The organism is Streptococcus sanguinis, assembly GCF_001078705.1.
GTDB classification, from domain to species: Bacteria; Bacillota; Bacilli; order Lactobacillales; family Streptococcaceae; genus Streptococcus; species Streptococcus sanguinis_D.
Map to the genome: position 1 here is coordinate 732074 of NZ_CDMW01000001.1, position 16539 is coordinate 748612.

The window sequence follows — 16539 nt, forward strand, 5'->3', positions numbered from 1 at the left end:
CCTTGGTTTTTTAACGTCTTAGAATTTTCTTTATGAGCTGAAGCAGCTTAAACTTGAGAGGATTAGGATAATAACGGAAAGTTCCCATTTTTCGGACGATGAAGCCGTTGAAGTTCTGTTTGAAGCGCAGAACACCGTCAGAACCATCGAAAATTCCCATAATACCGAGGAAATTATAAAATGGAATGCCTCTCTTGATACTTTCGGTCATAACGTATTCCTGCAGCAGGGCTGGGGCGTAGAATTTATTAAACTCAGGATAGGAGCCGCTGAAAAGATAGGTTGTTTCCTGAGGAGTATAGATAAAGAGGCTGGCAGCTAGAATCTGGTCTTGGTCGCCGTATTTGTCAATCAGATCTTGAGCCTCTGCTTTGCGGGTTTCAAAGCTACCAAACTGGCTGGAAAGCTCTCGTAGCTGGTTTTGCTTCTTTTCAGATTGAGGATTGTTTTCCAAGTCAGCCTGTAGTTTCTGGATTTTCTGGCCCAGTTTCTCTTGATCTTTTTGTAAGTTCTGAAGATAATCCTTGAAGTTGAGACTGGCTGTCATAAAGTCTGCTTGCTGACCAAAGCTATCATAAAAATCTTGATAGTAGTCTAGTGGCTTGTCATCATATTCCCGCCGGTCAGAAGTGGCAGCTGTGATGTCTTTGAAAACGCTGAGTTGGTCACGTTCCAGCCTTTTTAGCTTGATGCCAAAGGTATTCGCCTTTTTGACGGTCGCCTTGCCGTTTTTACTGAAGGACTTGAGCAGGTCTTTCTCCGTCAGACCAGCTAAATCTTTGACATAATGCCAATCAGGCTCCCCGCCTGGATAGCCTGTCTGTAGGCCGTCAAAGTCAAAGCCCAAGTCAGTCAGTTGCTGGATAAGCTCGGATTTTTCATCAGAAGTTGCCTGGCCATTGCTGTCAAAGGTCTGATAAGTCTCGTAGGGCTTGATGATGAGTTCCAGAGCGCCTTCTTTTTTAGCGTAAGCCTGCAAAGCTTGATAGAAGGGAGTCAGGTATTTAGCATCGGTAGAGACAGGACCGCAGTTGATTTCCATATGGAGGCCGCCAGTCATCGGCATACTGTAGAGGACAGCAGACACCACGACCTGTCCCTGTGGGTCAGTGTAGCCAACATACTGGGTACTGAAGCCACGCTTGCTCAGCAGCTCTGCCATTTCTACGGTCTGCATAAAAGAGCGTTGGGAGCTAGCTGAGGTATGCTGGATGAATTCTTCTTGGCTGAGAAGTTTAAAGGTCATAGGCTTCCTTTCTGTTAATGCTTGCTGCGCAGTTTCTTTCTGAGTGTGTAGGCCAGATTAGAGAGGTGGTAGAGGGGATTAGTTGGCAGGTTAAACTCACCAGCGAATTCCTCAATGGTCGGATTGAACTTGGATTTAAAGCTGTAGAGACCGCCCTTGAGATCGTTTTCGATTCCGCCCATATTTTGCCAATCAGCTCCGCGCTCAAAAGCATGTTTGGCCGTTTCGTACCAAGTGATAATGGCTGGCTGGTAACGGCGGTATTCCTCATCCATTCCGGCATAGATATTTTCAGAGGTTTTGCCGTATTCCAAGACCAGTGTGCCAGACAGGGGAACGACAGTAGCACCTTGGCTGATTTTGTCCTGCAGGAAGTCAATCTCTTCTTGGAGGCGTTTCTGTTCTTGCTGGTTATTCTCAATCTTGCCAGGCTTGGTTTTCTTGGTAAATTTCTCTGCTTCCTTGAGTGTCTTGGTCAGCTGAGCCTGCAAGTCTTCCAATCGTGCCTTTAGATCAATGCTGGATAAGGTGACATAGGAATGCTCAGGATAAGTATCCAAGAGTTTTTGGTAATAGTCTTTGCCGCGCAGGTGGATGTTTTTTCTGTTTTCTGTTTTCTTCATCAGGGCTGAAAAGTCATCCAGTAATTCTGCTCCGCCAAATTGGATTTGAATGCCTTTGTTACGGGCTGTACGAATAGCCTGGCGAGTACTCTTAGAAAGCAGCTCCTCACTAAAATCTTCTTTATGGATATTGGCCTGCAAGCGAGGCTGGATGGTTTCGTCCAGAGACTCCGTCCGCCCGACCCAGACAGCTCCTGCTTCCTGTAACTGTTGAATCAGCTCAATCGTTTCTGTCTTGTCTTGCAATTCGCCACCCATCTTGCTTTCTGCCAGAAAGAGGCTAGGATCAAACTTGATAAAGAGCGCTTTTTTCTCCTTGGCAAATTTCTTGAGCGAGGCCAAAACAAAGGTCAGCAGCTCCTTGTCACCATAGTCCATTATGGGACCGCGCGGGATATAAAGCATGGTCATTCCCAAGGGAAGTGGTTTAATCAGGACACTGGCTGCAGCAACCAAGCGGTCGTCTTTATAGAAGCCCAAGCGCTCATTGGCCCAGTTGTCCTTGATCTGAGCCCAGGCTGAGCTCTGCAGAAGATTGGCCTGCGGATGAGTCGTGACAAAATCGTCGTGTTCCTGAGCTGAAATTCCAATTTTGTAACTAAACATTATTTTAAAACCCACTCTCTAATAGCGTGTGCTACACCGGATTCGTTGTTTGATTTGGTGATATATTTGGCGATTTTCTTGAGTTCTTCCTTGCCGTTTTCCATGACAACAGGAGAGCCGACGGCTTCCAGCATGGCGCGGTCATTTTCTTCATCACCGATAGCCATAGTCTGCTCCTTGCTTAAGCCCAGTTTTTCAGCCAAATGAAGGATAGCAGCCCCTTTATTGACAGTCTTTTTGACAATTTCCAGATAGAAAGGAGCTGATTTAACCAGTGTATATTTTTCGGCTAATTCTGGTGGTAGCTTAGCAATGGCCGCATCCAAAATTTCCGGTTCATCAATATACATGCACTTAACGATTTCTTTATTGGTCATTTCTTCAGGTGTGCGGTAGAAGATAGGCATGCTGACCAGATTGGACTCGTAAACAGTGTACTTGCCGATGTTTCGATTGGCTGTATAAATGCCGTCCTTGGTGATGGCATGCATGTGAACACCTAATTTTCGCCCGAGTAGTTCGATATCCAGATAGTCGTCATAGGTCAGTGTTTCTTTGATTAATTCTTGACCTGTGACAGTATCCTGCACCAGTCCGCCGTTGAAAGTAACGACATAGTTGTTTGGCTGATTAAGCTCTAGCTCCTCGAGAAGCTTTTGAACACCCGCAATAGGACGGCCGGTTGCAATAACGATTTTGACACCAGCAGCCTTGGCATCCTGAACAGCGCTGAAGACTTCAGGAGTGATTTCTTTTTGGTTATTTAAAAGGGTGCCGTCAATGTCGACGGCAACTAATTTGATAGACATATTATTCTCCGTAGGTAAATTGGTCATTTTTGATATAGTGCATAAAGGTCTGGTTTTTTTCGCTGAAAAGTCCGGTCTCTGCTAGCATTTCCTTGGGGAAGTAGAAGCGATTATCACCCTGTCTGGTCCCGGCTAGCGAATGGACGATAGGAGACAGGCTGGACAGTTCTGCTAAGCTGCCATCTTTTTGTAGGATTTCAATCTGGGTCCGAGGTTTTTCAACGTCAGGCCGGTAGAAATCGTAAGGTAAATCAAAATTACGATGGATAGCAGTATAGTAATCAGGGTCAAAACCAACCTGTCCAACTAGGTCTCGCATGATATCCAAATGCCCTTCGTTTTCCTGAGAGAAGACGATAGACTTAAAGACCTTGCGGTTGATAAAACGCTGAGCCAAGTCAGATAAAATCTTGTCCGGACTAGCCATCCAAACTTGGAAATAGGTATTCATAACACCATCATCCAAGAACAGATAATCCTGCAGGGTCACTCTGTTTTCAAAGAATGGAATGAGATTGGGCGATGACAGCGCAAAATAATCTTTCTGAGCCGGATAGAGAAACTTGGCCCGCTTGAGCAGATTTTGCAGCAGAACTTCCATAGCTCGGCTGGCCGGGTGGAAATAAACCTGCATGTACATCTGGTATCGGCTGACTACGTAGTCTTCTACCGCATGCATGCCATTGCGCTTGAAGGCAATGCCGTTTTCTACAGGACAAATCACTCGTAAAATTCTAGTTAAGTCAAATTGCCCATAGGAAGCGCCAGTAAAGAAGGAATCTCGCAAGAGATAATCCATCCGGTCCACATCAATCTGGCTGGAAATCAGCTGGACCACCTGCTTATTGGGATAGGTATGGTTGATGACGCTAGCTACCTTTTCTGGGAAATCTGGCGAAACCTGCAGCAAGGCCTGATGAATCTCTGTCTCTGGACTGGTGATGATTTGCCGCGTAATGTCCTCGTGATTAGTATCAAAGAGGCGCTCGAAAGTGTGTGAATAGGCTCCGTGCCCCAAGTCATGCAGGAGAGCGGCTGTCATGGTCAGCAGGCTTTCGTGGCTGTCCCAGTTGGATTGGTATTTTTCATTGAAAATCTTGGTGATGCGCCGGGCAATCTCATAAGCTCCCAGACAATGCGAAAAACGGCTGTGCTCCCCGCCGTGGAAAGTATAGCCGGAGGTACCCAGCTGTTTGATGCGGCGCAGCCGTTGAAATTCTTTGGTATTGATTAAATCATAAATGACCTGATGATCCACATGCACATAATTGTGAACCGGGTCCCGAAATACTTTTTCAATCATGCTACCATTATACCACAAATCATAGTAGGAAAAAAATCAAAGCTGCAACTGAAAGAAGAGCAATTTTGTCCTTTTTTTGATAGAATAGGGAAAGAAAAACAGAAACGAGATGAAGATGCAAATTAGAATAAAAAATCACATCCAACTGGACGGGCATACCGAGCTAATTGATCAAATCTACGATACGGACTGGACGCAAAAAGGAAACTATCATTATCTGCTATACAAAAATGAAGAAGGAGAGAAAGTAGTTCTGAAGTTTCACGATAAAGAGTTGGTTATGACCCGCTTTTCTGAGCCTAAGTCTATCATGCGCTTCATCAGTCAAGGGCAGGCGCTGGTTGGCATCCATACACCTGTGGGCTTGCAGCAGTTTGTGACCGATACTCCTTTCTATAAGGTTGATTTTACTAATCAAGTTCTGGAACTTCATTATCAGCTAAAAACTGTTGATGGGGAGCAGATTTTTGCCAGCTATGAAATGGAGATTAGCTGGGGTTAACTGCTATCCTCTGAGAAAACTCTTGAAAATCATAATGTTTCCCCTTGCAAAAGCTTGAAAATTTGGTATAATAGTTTCTAACTCAAGGGAGTAGCTAACGGAATAACCGTTACAAGGTCGTCAATACGAAAGAAATTTCCGGCCTTGTATGAAATAGCGAGACTTGTTAATAAACAGGTCTCTTTTTTGTTTCTGACTTTTTGGATATGACTGATGCGGCTCGAGATGGTAAGTCGTAGTGGTCAGAAAAGTTCAGAAATAAAAGAGGCCAAGAGGAGGAATACATTGTCAAAAGAACAAAAGCGCCAAGCTTTTTACACCCAGAGTCCTGAGGAAATTTTCAAAACTTTGGACGCTTCAGAGCAAGGTTTGTCCAGTCAAGAAGCTGCCAAGCGTTTAGCTGATTATGGCCGCAATGAACTGGATGAAGGGGAGAAAAAATCTCTCTTAATGAAGTTTTTGGAGCAGTTTAAGGATTTGATGATTATCATCTTGTTGGTAGCGGCTGTCTTGTCTGTTGTCACATCAGGTGGTGAAGATATTGCAGATGCTTTAATCATCTTAGCTGTCGTAATCATCAATGCCATCTTCGGTGTCTATCAGGAGGGCAAGGCTGAAGAAGCGATTGCAGCTCTCAAATCCATGTCCAGTCCGGCTGCGCGTGTCCTGCGTGATGGCCATGTTACAGAAGTAGATTCTAAAGACTTGGTACCTGGTGATATCGTTAGATTGGAAGCCGGTGATGTTGTCCCAGCAGATATGCGACTTTTAGAAGCTAATTCACTGAAAATCGAAGAAGCGGCTCTGACAGGTGAGTCTGTGCCGGTTGAGAAAGATTTGACTGTTGAGGTAGCTGCAGATGCTGGTATTGGCGACCGGGTCAATATGGCCTTCCAAAACTCAAATGTGACCTATGGTCGTGGGGTTGGATTGGTTGTTAATACAGGGATGTATACGGAAGTAGGCCACATCGCAGGTATGTTGCAGGATGCGGATGAAACGGACACACCGCTCAAGCAAAATCTTAATAGTCTGTCTAAGGTTCTGACCTATGCTATCTTGGTGATTGCTGCAGTGACTTTTGTAGTCGGTGTCTTCATTCAAGGGAAAAATCCACTGGATGAGCTGATGACCTCTGTAGCCTTGGCAGTTGCTGCTATTCCAGAAGGCCTGCCTGCTATCGTTACCATCGTGTTGGCTTTGGGAACTCAGGTTTTGGCTAAGCGGAATTCAATTGTCCGTAAGCTTCCAGCTGTTGAGACTTTGGGATCAACTGAGATTATCGCTTCAGATAAGACTGGTACCCTGACCATGAATAAGATGACGGTCGAAAAAGTCTTTTATGACGGAGTCCTGAATGAAGCTGGACAAGATATTGAACTTGGACTGGAGCTGCCGCTCTTACGTTCGGTTGTCTTAGCCAATGATACCAAGATTGACCAAGAAGGGAAGCTAATTGGTGACCCAACAGAAACAGCCTTTATCCAGTATGCTTTGGACAAGGGCTATGATGTGAAGGCCTTTTTAGAGAAATATCCTCGAGTAGCTGAGCTGCCCTTTGATTCAGATCGTAAACTCATGTCTACTGTTCATCCATTGCCAGATGGGAAATTCCTTGCGGCAGTAAAGGGAGCACCAGACCAACTCTTGAAACGCTGTGTTGCTCGTGATAAGGCTGGAGATGTTGCAGCGATTGATGATGCTACTTCACAGTTGATTAAGTCGAACAACTCAGACATGGCTCACCAAGCTCTGCGCGTGCTGGCTGGCGGCTACAAGATTATTGATGCAGTTCCGACTGACTTGACATCTGAAAATCTAGAAAATGATTTAATCTTTACTGGTTTAATCGGTATGATTGACCCAGAACGTGCAGAAGCAGCAGAAGCTGTTCGTGTAGCCAAGGAAGCAGGTATTCGTCCAATTATGATTACCGGTGACCATCAGGATACAGCAGAAGCTATCGCCAAGCGTTTGGGTATCATCGAAGAAGGAGATACTGAAGACCATGTTCTGACTGGCGCAGAGCTCAATGAGATTTCTGATGCAGAATTCGAAAAGGTTGTTGGTCAATACTCTGTCTATGCACGGGTTTCTCCTGAGCATAAGGTACGGATTGTCAAAGCTTGGCAAAACCAAGGTAAGGTCGTAGCTATGACAGGTGATGGTGTCAATGACGCACCAGCTTTGAAGACAGCCGATATCGGTATCGGTATGGGCATTACAGGTACAGAAGTATCTAAGGGTGCTTCAGATATCATTTTAGCGGATGACAATTTTGCGACAATAATCGTAGCTGTTGAAGAGGGAAGGAAAATATTTTCTAATATTCAAAAGACTATTCAATACCTACTTTCAGCTAATATAGCAGAAGTATTAACGATATTTTTTGCAACGTTATTTGGTTGGGATGTGCTGCAGCCAGTTCACCTACTTTGGATTAACCTAGTAACAGATACCTTCCCAGCTATTGCTCTGGGAGTTGAACCAGCTGAGCCTGGTGCTATGAATCATAAACCTCGTGGTCGTAAGTCAAGTTTCTTCTCAGGTGGAGTCATGAATTCAATTATTTATCAAGGTATTCTACAAGCTATGCTAGTCCTGTCAGTCTATGGCTATGCTATTTCGAATCCAGTTCATCTTGGTAATCAAACTGCTATCCATGCGGACGCTCTGACAATGGCCTTTGCAACTCTTGGCCTCATCCAGCTCTTCCATGCTTATAATGTAAAATCTGTTTACCAATCTATCTTTACAGTTGGTCCATTCAAGTCTAAGACCTTCAATTGGTCTATTCTGGTTTCTTTCATCCTATTGATTTCGACTATTGTAATTGATCCACTGGAAAAGATTTTCCATGTGACCAAGCTGGACTTGTCACAATGGACAGTTGTTCTGATTGGTAGCTTTGCCATGATTGTCATTGTTGAGATTGTTAAGTTCATCCAACGTAAATTAGGTATGGACAAGAATGCTATTTAACAGCAAAAAGTCATCTGCGGATGGCTTTTTTTATAGCAACCAAGACTTCATTGCTTTTTCCAATTTTCGCTCCTGCTTATTAGAAGTCTATGTGCAGTTGGACAGCAAAAAACAGCTCTCAGATGAGCTGAGAGCTGCTATTCAACATTTCCATTACTGAACTTCAATCACTGTTAAAGCATCTCTCAGTTCAGCTGCCAGGTGTTTTTTCTTATAGTCTCGAAATTCGGCTAAATCTTTTATAGCGTTATAACGCTTATGCAAGCGATACATCTGAGGAATCTGATACTGAGGAAAGTCATTAAAAAAGTTCCGAGTCAGTTCCCATTCACGAATGTAGCCAAGGGGACGCATATGATAGCGAACTCCTTCGATAACACGGCTTTGGTGGCGGTGATGGAGATGACCAAAAATCACTTCTTTCACTCTGTATTTGACAAAAAGCTGATGAAAAGCTTGGCTTCCTAGGAAGGCGTTGAAGCGCTGGAAATAGGGATGGTCGTATAGAAAGTCTTGATGGGGCACAAAATGCAGAGCAACAATAATGGGACCATCTAAAGTCATCAGCAGTTTTTCTAACTCTTGCAGCGTCTGAGATGTAATGCTAGGGTCGTCCAGTTGACGCTCCAATCTGCGGTCAAACCAGAAATTAGTCTTAGTTTTCAGATGCTCTTCTTTGCTTTTTTCTGGAACAAAGCTGTAGTCATACCAGCCAGAAAAGCTGACGAGCTTGGTCTGGCCGAACTGCTGGACCTGAAAATCATAGTTTGAAATTTCTTGCTCAGAAAGTCCCAGCATATCGTGATTTCCCAGATTAAAAGAAAGGGGAATCTCTTGCTTCAAAGTTTCAATAAAGGGCAAACTGATCTTGGTCAGGTCGTTGGATAAATCTCCAGCAATGTGTAGGTGGTCAATCCCTTCCTCTTTTAAAAGCAGTCGAAGAGCTTGGTGCTCAAAATTCCCAAACTGATTGGAGTCCAGATGGAGGTCGCTCATAAATCCGATTCTTATCATGGTTTTAGTCTAGCATATTTTTTAAAAGTTGGAAATGCTTAAGCACCTATGGAGAGTCTCCCTTTTTATCAGAACACCTCATAAATTTTCGTAATCTTGTATTTCGTTTATCCATGAATGAAGTCCAGGAAGGCTTGAAATAATTCTTCCAACCCCATGTCATTATATTACTTTTCTAACAATTAGGTGACAAGGAGTCGCTTGTCTTGCCTAGCTAGGGAAAATCCGATAAAATGTAAGCTGCTGAATGTGAGATTAGGCAAACTGTTTAATTTATGTTATAATTAAACGATATGTGAAAAGAGGTATTTATGGACATTTCAGAAATTCGTCAAAAGATTGACGCAAATCGTGAAAAATTAGCTTCTTTCAGGGGGTCTCTTTGACTTAGAAGGTCTGGAAGAAGAAATTGCCATCTTAGAAAATAAGATGACAGAACCCGACTTTTGGGATGACAACATTGCAGCCCAGAAGACATCTCAAGAGCTGAATGGACTCAAGCAAACCTATGAAAATTTCCATCAGATGACTGAGCTTTTTGATGAATCGGAAATCTTGCTTGATTTTCTGGCTGAAGATGAGTCGGTTCAAGGAGAGTTGGAAGAAAAGCTGGCTGAACTCGAGAAAATGATGACCAGCTATGAAATGACCCTGCTCCTATCTGAGCCTTACGACAATAACAATGCTATCCTTGAAATTCACCCAGGCTCTGGTGGTACAGAGGCCCAGGATTGGGGAGATATGCTGCTGCGTATGTATACACGCTTTGGCAATGCCAAGGGCTTCAAAGTAGAGGTCTTGGACTATCAAGCTGGTGATGAAGCAGGCATTAAGTCAGTGACTCTTTCGTTTGAAGGGCCGCACGCTTATGGTCTGCTCAAATCAGAAATGGGAGTCCACCGTTTGGTTCGGATTTCGCCATTTGACTCAGCTAAACGTCGTCATACTTCCTTTACCTCAGTAGAGGTCATGCCAGAGCTGGATGACACCATTGAGGTGGAAATTCGCGATGACGATATTAAGATGGACACTTTCCGCTCGGGAGGAGCCGGCGGACAGAATGTCAATAAAGTTTCTACTGGTGTGCGGCTGACCCATATTCCTACAGGAATTGTGGTGCAGTCTACGGTTGACCGGACTCAGTATGGAAACCGTGATCGAGCGATGAAGATGCTACAGGCCAAGCTTTATCAGCTAGAGCAAGAGAAACAAGCAGCCGAAGTCGACTCACTCAAGGGAGATAAGAAGGAAATTTCCTGGGGCAGCCAAATCCGCTCCTATGTCTTTACGCCTTATACCATGGTCAAAGACCATCGGACCAGTTACGAAGTAGCACAGGTGGACAAGGTTATGGACGGAGATTTAGATGGTTTCATCGACGCTTATTTGAAATGGCGTTTGAGCTAGGAAATGCAAGAGATTAGAATTAGATTGAAAGGAAATTTCAATAGATGTCAATAATTGAAATGAAAGATGTTGTCAAGAAGTATGGCAACGGGACCACTGCCTTACGTAGTGTGTCTATTAACGTAGAACCTGGGGAGTTTGCCTATATTGTTGGCCCTTCAGGAGCAGGAAAGTCAACTTTTATTCGTTTGCTTTACCGGGAGATAAAGCTGGATAAGGGAAGTCTGAAAGTAGCTGATTTTGACCTAGCTAAGATTAAGAAGCGTGATGTTCCAATGCTGCGCCGTCAGGTTGGAGTCGTCTTCCAAGACTATAAACTTCTTCCTAAAAAGACAGTGTATGAGAATATTGCCTACGCCATGGAAGTTATCGGTGAGCGCCGTCGCAATATTAAAAAGCGGGTTATGGAAGTGCTGGATCTGGTTGGTCTTAAGCACAAGGTTCGCTCATTCCCTAATGAGCTGTCCGGTGGTGAGCAGCAGCGGATTGCCATTGCGCGTGCTATTGCTAACAACCCTAAAGTCCTGATTGCGGATGAGCCGACAGGAAACTTGGACCCAGATAATTCTTGGGAGATTATGAACCTGCTGGAGCGGATTAACCTTCAGGGAACAACTGTCCTGATGGCAACCCACAACAGCCAGATTGTAAATACTCTGCGTCACCGCGTTATTGCTATTGAAAATGGCCGTGTGGTACGTGATGAAGCGGAAGGAGAATACGGATACGATGATTAGAAGATTTTTTCGTCATTTGATTGAGTCGCTTAAGAGTCTTACGCGGAATGGTTGGATGACTGTAGCGGCTGTCAGCTCGGTTATGATTACCTTGAGCTTAGTGGCTGTTTTTGCTTCAGTAATTTTAAATACAGCCAAGCTGGCAAATGATATTTCAAATAATGTCCGCGTCATGGTGTACATGCGTAAGGATGTTGCTGACAATAGCGAAACGATTGTAAAAGAAGGCCAAACAGTTCAGAATGAGGACTACCATAAGGTCTATGATGCTCTGACTTCTATGAAAAATGTAGATAAGGTTACTTTTTCTAGTAAGGAAGAACAATATGAGCAGCTGACAGAAACCATGGGTAGCGAGTGGAAGATTTTTGACGGTGATGCCAACCCACTTTACGATGCTTATATTCTTGAGACCAAGGCACCTAAGTATGTAGAATCTGTTACAAAAGATGCTCGGAAAATTGATGGTGTTTCAGAGGTTCAAAATGGTGGTACCAATACTAAAAAGCTCTTTGCGCTTTCTAATTTTATCCAAACATGGGGCTTGATTGGTGCAGCGCTTCTAATTTTTGTTGCTGTCCTTCTCATTTCCAATACTATTCGGATTACCATTATTTCCCGCAGTCGCGAGATTCAAATCATGCGCTTGGTTGGTGCCAAGAATAGCTATATCCGTGGACCTTTCTTGTTTGAAGGGGCATGGATTGGCTTGCTAGGGGCAACAATTCCGTCAGTGGCAGTGTATTTTATATACAAAATAGCCTTCCAGACTATGAATAAGAGCCTAGTCGGTCAAGGGCTTTCTATGATTGATCCGAAACTCTTTAGTCCGATTATGATAGCAATACTTTTCGTATTGGGTATTCTTATCGGATCGTTGGGATCTGTCTTCTCTATGAGACGCTTCTTGAAGATTTAATAATTCATAACAAAAACAGAGTTTGAAGAATTTCAAACTCTGTTTTTGTTATAGATAACTATAGATAATTGCTTAAATGCTTACTGAGCTAAAAATGAATTAAAGACTTTTTCATGTGAAATAGTGGTATCATTACCATGACCAGGATAAACAACATAGTCTTTAGGCAATACCAGAAGTTTCTCACGAATAGATGTTAGCAATTGAGTCGTATTGCCAGTTGGCAGATCCGTTCGTCCGATGCTTTCCCGAAAGAGTGCATCACCCGTCAAAACAAGGCGATCATCTGGAAAGACTAGAGAGACACCTCCGATGGAGTGCCCAGGTGTTTGCAATACATAGAAGTGGAAACCACCAAGGTCATAGTCTGTCTCGTAGGAGAAAAACTCCTCTGCTGGTCGGCAAATAATATCTTCCATGTCATCATGGCGCGCCAGACCAGATAGGTTATCTGTCGGTGTGTAGAGCCAGCTGCTTTCGCTATCGGCCACATAGACAGGTGGGGCCGCATAGTGCTCTCGGACCTTTTCTAAACTCATAATATGGTCATAATGGGTGTGGGTTAGGAGAATAGCAATCACAGGCTTGGTGAGTTCCTCCAGCTTGCGCTCAATCTTTTTCCAGTCGCTGCCAGGATCGACGATTAGGAGGCCTTGATTATTTTCTAAGATATAGGTGTTTTCAAATGCAACAAGGTTGGTAATTTTATGAATCTTCATTTGATTTCCTCGGAAAATGTATTCTGCTATTGAGTGTAACAGAAAAGCTGTTTTTTTGCACAGAATTACTTTCTGCGCTTGGGCTGAAAATTTTCAGATGTCTCAGAATGGCTTTTATGATATAATCATAGCAGTATGACACAAAATGATTATAAGTATGCCGTTGTGGACTTGGAGGCTACAGGAACGGGTAGCAATGCAAAGATTATCCAGATTGGCATTGTTCTGATTGAGAATGGAATCATTGCCAAGACTTATGAAACAGATGTCAATCCTCATGAGGAACTGGATGAGCATATCAAAGAGCTGACAGGTTTGGATGATGAGCGGCTTGGCCGAGCTCCGGAGTTTTCTCAGGTAGCAGCTGAGGTATATGAGCTGATTCAGGATGCGATTTTTGTCGCTCATAATGTCAAGTTTGATGCCAATCTATTAGCGGAGGCCCTTTTCTGGGAAGGTTTTGACTTGCTGACACCGCGTGTGGACACGGTGGAGTTGGCTCAGGTCTTTTACCCGACCTTTGATAAATATTCCTTGGGAAATCTCTGTAATTTGCTGGATATTTCTTTAGAAAACGCCCATACTGCTCTGGCAGATGCTCAAGCGACGGCTCAGCTATTTTTAAAAATACAAGACAAAATCAAGAGCCTGCCCAAGGCCTTGGTTGAGAAAATGTTAACTTTGGCAGATAGCATTATCTATGAGTCCCGCTTGGCTATCGAGGAAGTTTATCAGACTATGCCGGATCAGCAAGATAAGGAACTGCAATCCTGCCATGGTATTTTCCTGCGACTTCCCCAAAAGCTGACTTCGGAAAAGAAACTGTCGCAAGATTTCCTGACCAATCTATACTTGCTGGGCTTAGAAGAGCGGCCAGAACAGCTCAAGTTTGCTAGCTTTATGGAGGAAGCTCTGGATCAGCAGGAGCCTAGTTTTCTAGAGGCGCAGACAGGCTTGGGCAAGACCTTTGGCTATTTGCTGCCTATTCTGTCTAGAGGTCAAGAAAAAGTACTAGTTACGGTTCCGACTAAGATCCTGCAGGACCAGCTGCTTCAAAAGGAAGGGCGATTGTTGGAGGAAGTATTTGGTATTTCCTTTCACAGTCTCAAGAGTCCGGAGAATTATCTCAAGCTTGACTATTTCTATCAGACATTGGATAGGGAATATGACAACCGTCTGGTTAATCGCTGCAAGCTGCAACTCTTGGTTTGGCTGACAGAAACTAAAACAGGTGATTTGAATGAAATCGGGCAAGCTCATCGCTTCTCAAGTTACTTCAATGAAATTCGTCATGACGGCAAGCTAAGCAAGCACTCTCTTTTTTATGAGGAAGATTTTTGGCGGTTGGGACAGGTCAAGTCAGCTACCAGTCGAGTCGTGATTACTAATCATGCTTACCTGCTGACGCGTTTAGAGGATGACCAGTCTTTGCTGGACAATCGCATTCTGGTAGTTGATGAAGCTCAGAAAATGTTTTTCGCCTTGGAAAGCTTCTCTCAGGCCAGTATAAATCTAACTAAAACGCTGCAGCAGATAAATCATCTCCTTCAGGAAGAAGGGGAACTTCTGCAGCAACGGCTTTTGCAAAGTATTCAGTTTGAGCTGGCTGATGCCGCAGAGAAGCATCGCAAGAAAACATCTGAGCTAAGTCAGGAAAAGATTGCCCGGCTGCTTCAGGATGTGTCAGAGTTAAAGACTAGTGCACTGCCTGAGCTGCAGCACTTGTTCAGTGGCAAATACCAGTATTATTGGTTGGTTGATGAAGATTTGGCAGACCATCGCTTTATGACTCTACATGCTGGCCGGTCAGAATTGCTGCATTTTACCGACTTTATACCTGAAAGGGCCAAGGTTATCTTGGTTTCGTCTACTCTGGAAATCAGCTCTAAGGTCAATTTGGCGCAGTTGCTAGGCTTTGAAAGTTATCGCTTTTACAAGCTGAGAAGTAAGAAGAAGCCACTGCAGAAGCTCTTTTTAGATGAAAGTTTTCCAGCAGTAGTGGATTTGTCAACTGAGGATTTCGCTAGAGAGATTGTTGCTTGCCTGCAAGAAGTGGCAAAACTTAGTCTGCCTATCGTCGTCCTCTTCACCTCTAAAGACTTGCTTTTGACTGTTTCGGACTTGCTGGCTCTGCCGCATTTAGCCCAATATAAAAATGGCGATGCCGGCAATATCAAGCGGCGTTTTGATAGAGGAGAAGCAGGTATCCTTTTGGGATCTGGCAGTTTTTGGGAGGGGACTGATTTTGCTGAGCAAGATCAGATTATTCAGCTGATTACTCGGATTCCATTTGACAATCCCAAGGATTTTTTTGTACAGAAGATTAATAGCCGCCTGAAAGCGGAAGGCAAGAATGCCTTTTATGATTATCAACTGCCTCTTGCAATCTTACGGCTTAAGCAGGCCATTGGCCGGACCCGGCGCAATGAGCATCAGAAATCAGCCGTCATTCTTTTGGACAACCGAATCTCTAGTAAACGCTATGGCAAGCAGATTCAGCATCATCTGTCACAATTAGCGTCTTTGGATATTCTGCCGGAGGCAGCCATTATGCAGGAATTACAAGACTTTTTTGATTGAAACTATCTGAAATCAGCTGAGTTTTATTGGCTGATTTTTTAGTTCCATTCAGATTTTTGGGATAGAATTTGTTATAATGAGAGGCATAGGAAAGAAGGGGTGTTCGTGAAAAAATATTTACCAGGAATTCTGTTATCCTTTGGCATAGCGGCTGTTTCTATCTTTTTAGGCGGTTTGTTTCCCTTGATAGGCTCTAGTGTTTTGGCTATTGTCTTGGGGATTGTTTTGAACAACAGCATGAAGCTGCCGGCTGCTTTTCAGGAAGGTCTCAGCTATTCGGGGAAGAAATTGCTGCAGTATTCCATCATCTTTTTGGGATTTTCTATGTCCATTGGTCAGGTTTCTGAGACGGGGATTTCTTCTCTTCGTATCAGTCTTATCACTATTCTGATAGCCTTTCTGGCAGCCTATCTGGCTGGGCGTTTCTTTAAGATGAACCGTGTCTTGACTATTTTAATCGGTTTTGGAACAGCCATCTGCGGCGGTTCTGCCATTGCGGCCGCATCACCAATCTTGGAAGCTGATGAAGAGGAAATCGCCCTGTCTATCTCCACTATTTTCTTTTTCAATATTTTAGCAGTATTCATTTTCCCTTTTTTAGGGCATTTGTTACAGATGTCGGATGCCTTTTTTGGGACTTGGGCTGGAACAGCCATCAATGATACTTCGTCAGTAGTGGCAGCAGGCTATACATATAGCCCGTCAGCTGGGGACTTGGCGACCATTGTCAAGCTTAGTCGGGCCCTGATGATTGTACCTGCTTGCTTGATCTTCGCAGCTTATCGCTATATCAAGTCTAAGAAGTCGTCGCAAAAGACAAACTTGAAACAGATTTTTCCTTGGTTTATAGCTTGGTTTGTCCTAGCTTCACTTGTCAGCAGTCTTGGGTTTCTGCCGGCTGCTGTCATCCCCTATACAAAATTCATTTCTCAGTGGCTGATGGCTATGGCCTTGGCAGCTATTGGCGCCAAGGTTTCCTTTAAGCAGTTTAAGCAAGCAGGAGCAGCGCCTTTGCTGACTGGTGCCTTTGCTTGGTTTTGCGTCGCTGTTTCAAGCTTGATTATCCAGTATTTTTTCTAAAAAGGAGGGACT

The 16539-nt window shown here is 43.9% G+C and carries 13 protein-coding genes; 7 read left to right on the plus strand and 6 right to left on the minus strand.

Annotation, left to right across the window (positions count from 1 at the left end):
• Positions 1–10 precede the first annotated feature (10 nt).
• Genes SSV_RS03830 through SSV_RS03845 form a run of 4 tightly spaced genes read right to left on the minus strand, consistent with a single transcriptional unit; the run spans position 11 to position 4587 of the window.
• Positions 11–1246 carry an aminoacyltransferase gene (locus SSV_RS03830; protein ID WP_072073753.1) on the minus strand — a complete coding sequence of 412 codons (1236 nt, stop codon included), beginning with the start codon at positions 1244–1246 and terminating at the stop codon, positions 11–13.
• Between the two features lie 14 nt (positions 1247–1260).
• Positions 1261–2475: an aminoacyltransferase gene (locus SSV_RS03835; protein ID WP_072073754.1), complete on the minus strand. Its 1215-nt coding sequence runs from the start codon at positions 2473–2475 to the stop codon at positions 1261–1263.
• A complete protein-coding gene (yidA, locus tag SSV_RS03840; protein ID WP_072073755.1) occupies positions 2475–3284 on the minus strand; it encodes a sugar-phosphatase in 810 nt (269 codons plus the stop codon). Before yidA ends, SSV_RS03835 begins: the two co-directional genes overlap by 1 nt.
• A gap of 1 nt (position 3285) precedes the next feature.
• Entirely contained in the window at positions 3286–4587 is a 1302-nt protein-coding gene (locus SSV_RS03845) for an HD domain-containing protein (RefSeq protein WP_072073756.1), read from the minus strand.
• A gap of 115 nt (positions 4588–4702) precedes the next feature.
• On the opposite strand from SSV_RS03845, the gene SSV_RS03850 reads away from it, so the two are divergent.
• A complete protein-coding gene (locus SSV_RS03850) occupies positions 4703–5089 on the plus strand; it encodes a YwiB family protein (RefSeq protein ID WP_176693548.1) in 387 nt (128 codons plus the stop codon).
• Between the two features lie 285 nt (positions 5090–5374).
• Entirely contained in the window at positions 5375–8071 is a 2697-nt protein-coding gene (locus SSV_RS03855; RefSeq protein WP_176693549.1) for a cation-translocating P-type ATPase, read from the plus strand.
• Positions 8072–8224: 153 nt separating this feature from the next.
• Here the strand turns inward: SSV_RS03855 and SSV_RS03860 are convergent, their stop codons facing one another.
• Entirely contained in the window at positions 8225–9085 is an 861-nt protein-coding gene (locus tag SSV_RS03860; protein WP_072073759.1) for a metallophosphoesterase, read from the minus strand.
• A 311-nt stretch (positions 9086–9396) separates the two neighbouring features.
• Between SSV_RS03860 and prfB the strand changes: the two genes are divergently transcribed.
• The 3 genes from prfB (at position 9397) to ftsX (ending at position 12148) form a co-directional block, all read left to right on the plus strand.
• Positions 9397–10492 (plus strand): peptide chain release factor 2 gene (gene prfB / locus SSV_RS03870; protein ID WP_141640132.1). Its coding sequence is split into 2 segments (ribosomal slippage): positions 9397–9468 and positions 9470–10492, totalling 1095 coding nucleotides; the frame shifts between segments, so codons are not numbered across the junction.
• Positions 10493–10536: 44 nt separating this feature from the next.
• Positions 10537–11229: a cell division ATP-binding protein FtsE gene (gene ftsE, locus SSV_RS03875; RefSeq protein WP_002895890.1), complete on the plus strand. Its 693-nt coding sequence runs from the start codon at positions 10537–10539 to the stop codon at positions 11227–11229.
• Positions 11222–12148 (plus strand): permease-like cell division protein FtsX, encoded by a 927-nt coding sequence (gene ftsX / locus SSV_RS03880; protein ID WP_072073761.1) that lies wholly within the window; start codon positions 11222–11224, stop codon positions 12146–12148. The genes ftsE and ftsX overlap by 8 nt, the downstream gene beginning before the upstream one ends.
• An 80-nt stretch (positions 12149–12228) precedes the next feature.
• On the opposite strand, the gene SSV_RS03885 is transcribed toward ftsX, so the two are convergent.
• Positions 12229–12867 carry an MBL fold metallo-hydrolase gene (locus SSV_RS03885; RefSeq protein WP_072073762.1) on the minus strand — a complete coding sequence of 213 codons (639 nt, stop codon included), beginning with the start codon at positions 12865–12867 and terminating at the stop codon, positions 12229–12231.
• A gap of 135 nt (positions 12868–13002) precedes the next feature.
• Here SSV_RS03885 and SSV_RS03890 point away from each other — a divergent pair, with 135 nt between their 5' ends.
• Positions 13003–15447: a bifunctional DnaQ family exonuclease/ATP-dependent helicase gene (locus SSV_RS03890; RefSeq protein ID WP_072073763.1), complete on the plus strand. Its 2445-nt coding sequence runs from the start codon at positions 13003–13005 to the stop codon at positions 15445–15447.
• Positions 15448–15546: 99 nt separating this feature from the next.
• Entirely contained in the window at positions 15547–16527 is a 981-nt protein-coding gene (locus tag SSV_RS03895) for a YeiH family protein (protein WP_072073764.1), read from the plus strand.
• The last annotated feature ends 12 nt before the right edge of the window (positions 16528–16539 follow it).

What these genes read in the sequence shown, in the direction of transcription:
- SSV_RS03830 (WP_072073753.1), bottom strand. Translation starts at nt 1,246, where the DNA reads ATGACCTTTAAACTTCTCAGCCAAGAAGAATTCATCCAGCATACCTCA.
- SSV_RS03835 (WP_072073754.1), bottom strand. Translation starts at nt 2,475, where the DNA reads ATGTTTAGTTACAAAATTGGAATTTCAGCTCAGGAACACGACGATTTT.
- yidA (WP_072073755.1), bottom strand. Translation starts at nt 3,284, where the DNA reads ATGTCTATCAAATTAGTTGCCGTCGACATTGACGGCACCCTTTTAAAT.
- SSV_RS03845 (WP_072073756.1), bottom strand. Translation starts at nt 4,587, where the DNA reads ATGATTGAAAAAGTATTTCGGGACCCGGTTCACAATTATGTGCATGTG.
- SSV_RS03850 (WP_176693548.1), top strand. Translation starts at nt 4,703, where the DNA reads ATGCAAATTAGAATAAAAAATCACATCCAACTGGACGGGCATACCGAG.
- SSV_RS03860 (WP_072073759.1), bottom strand. Translation starts at nt 9,085, where the DNA reads ATGATAAGAATCGGATTTATGAGCGACCTCCATCTGGACTCCAATCAG.
- ftsE (WP_002895890.1), top strand. Translation starts at nt 10,537, where the DNA reads ATGTCAATAATTGAAATGAAAGATGTTGTCAAGAAGTATGGCAACGGG.
- ftsX (WP_072073761.1), top strand. Translation starts at nt 11,222, where the DNA reads ATGATTAGAAGATTTTTTCGTCATTTGATTGAGTCGCTTAAGAGTCTT.
- SSV_RS03885 (WP_072073762.1), bottom strand. Translation starts at nt 12,867, where the DNA reads ATGAAGATTCATAAAATTACCAACCTTGTTGCATTTGAAAACACCTAT.
- SSV_RS03890 (WP_072073763.1), top strand. Translation starts at nt 13,003, where the DNA reads ATGACACAAAATGATTATAAGTATGCCGTTGTGGACTTGGAGGCTACA.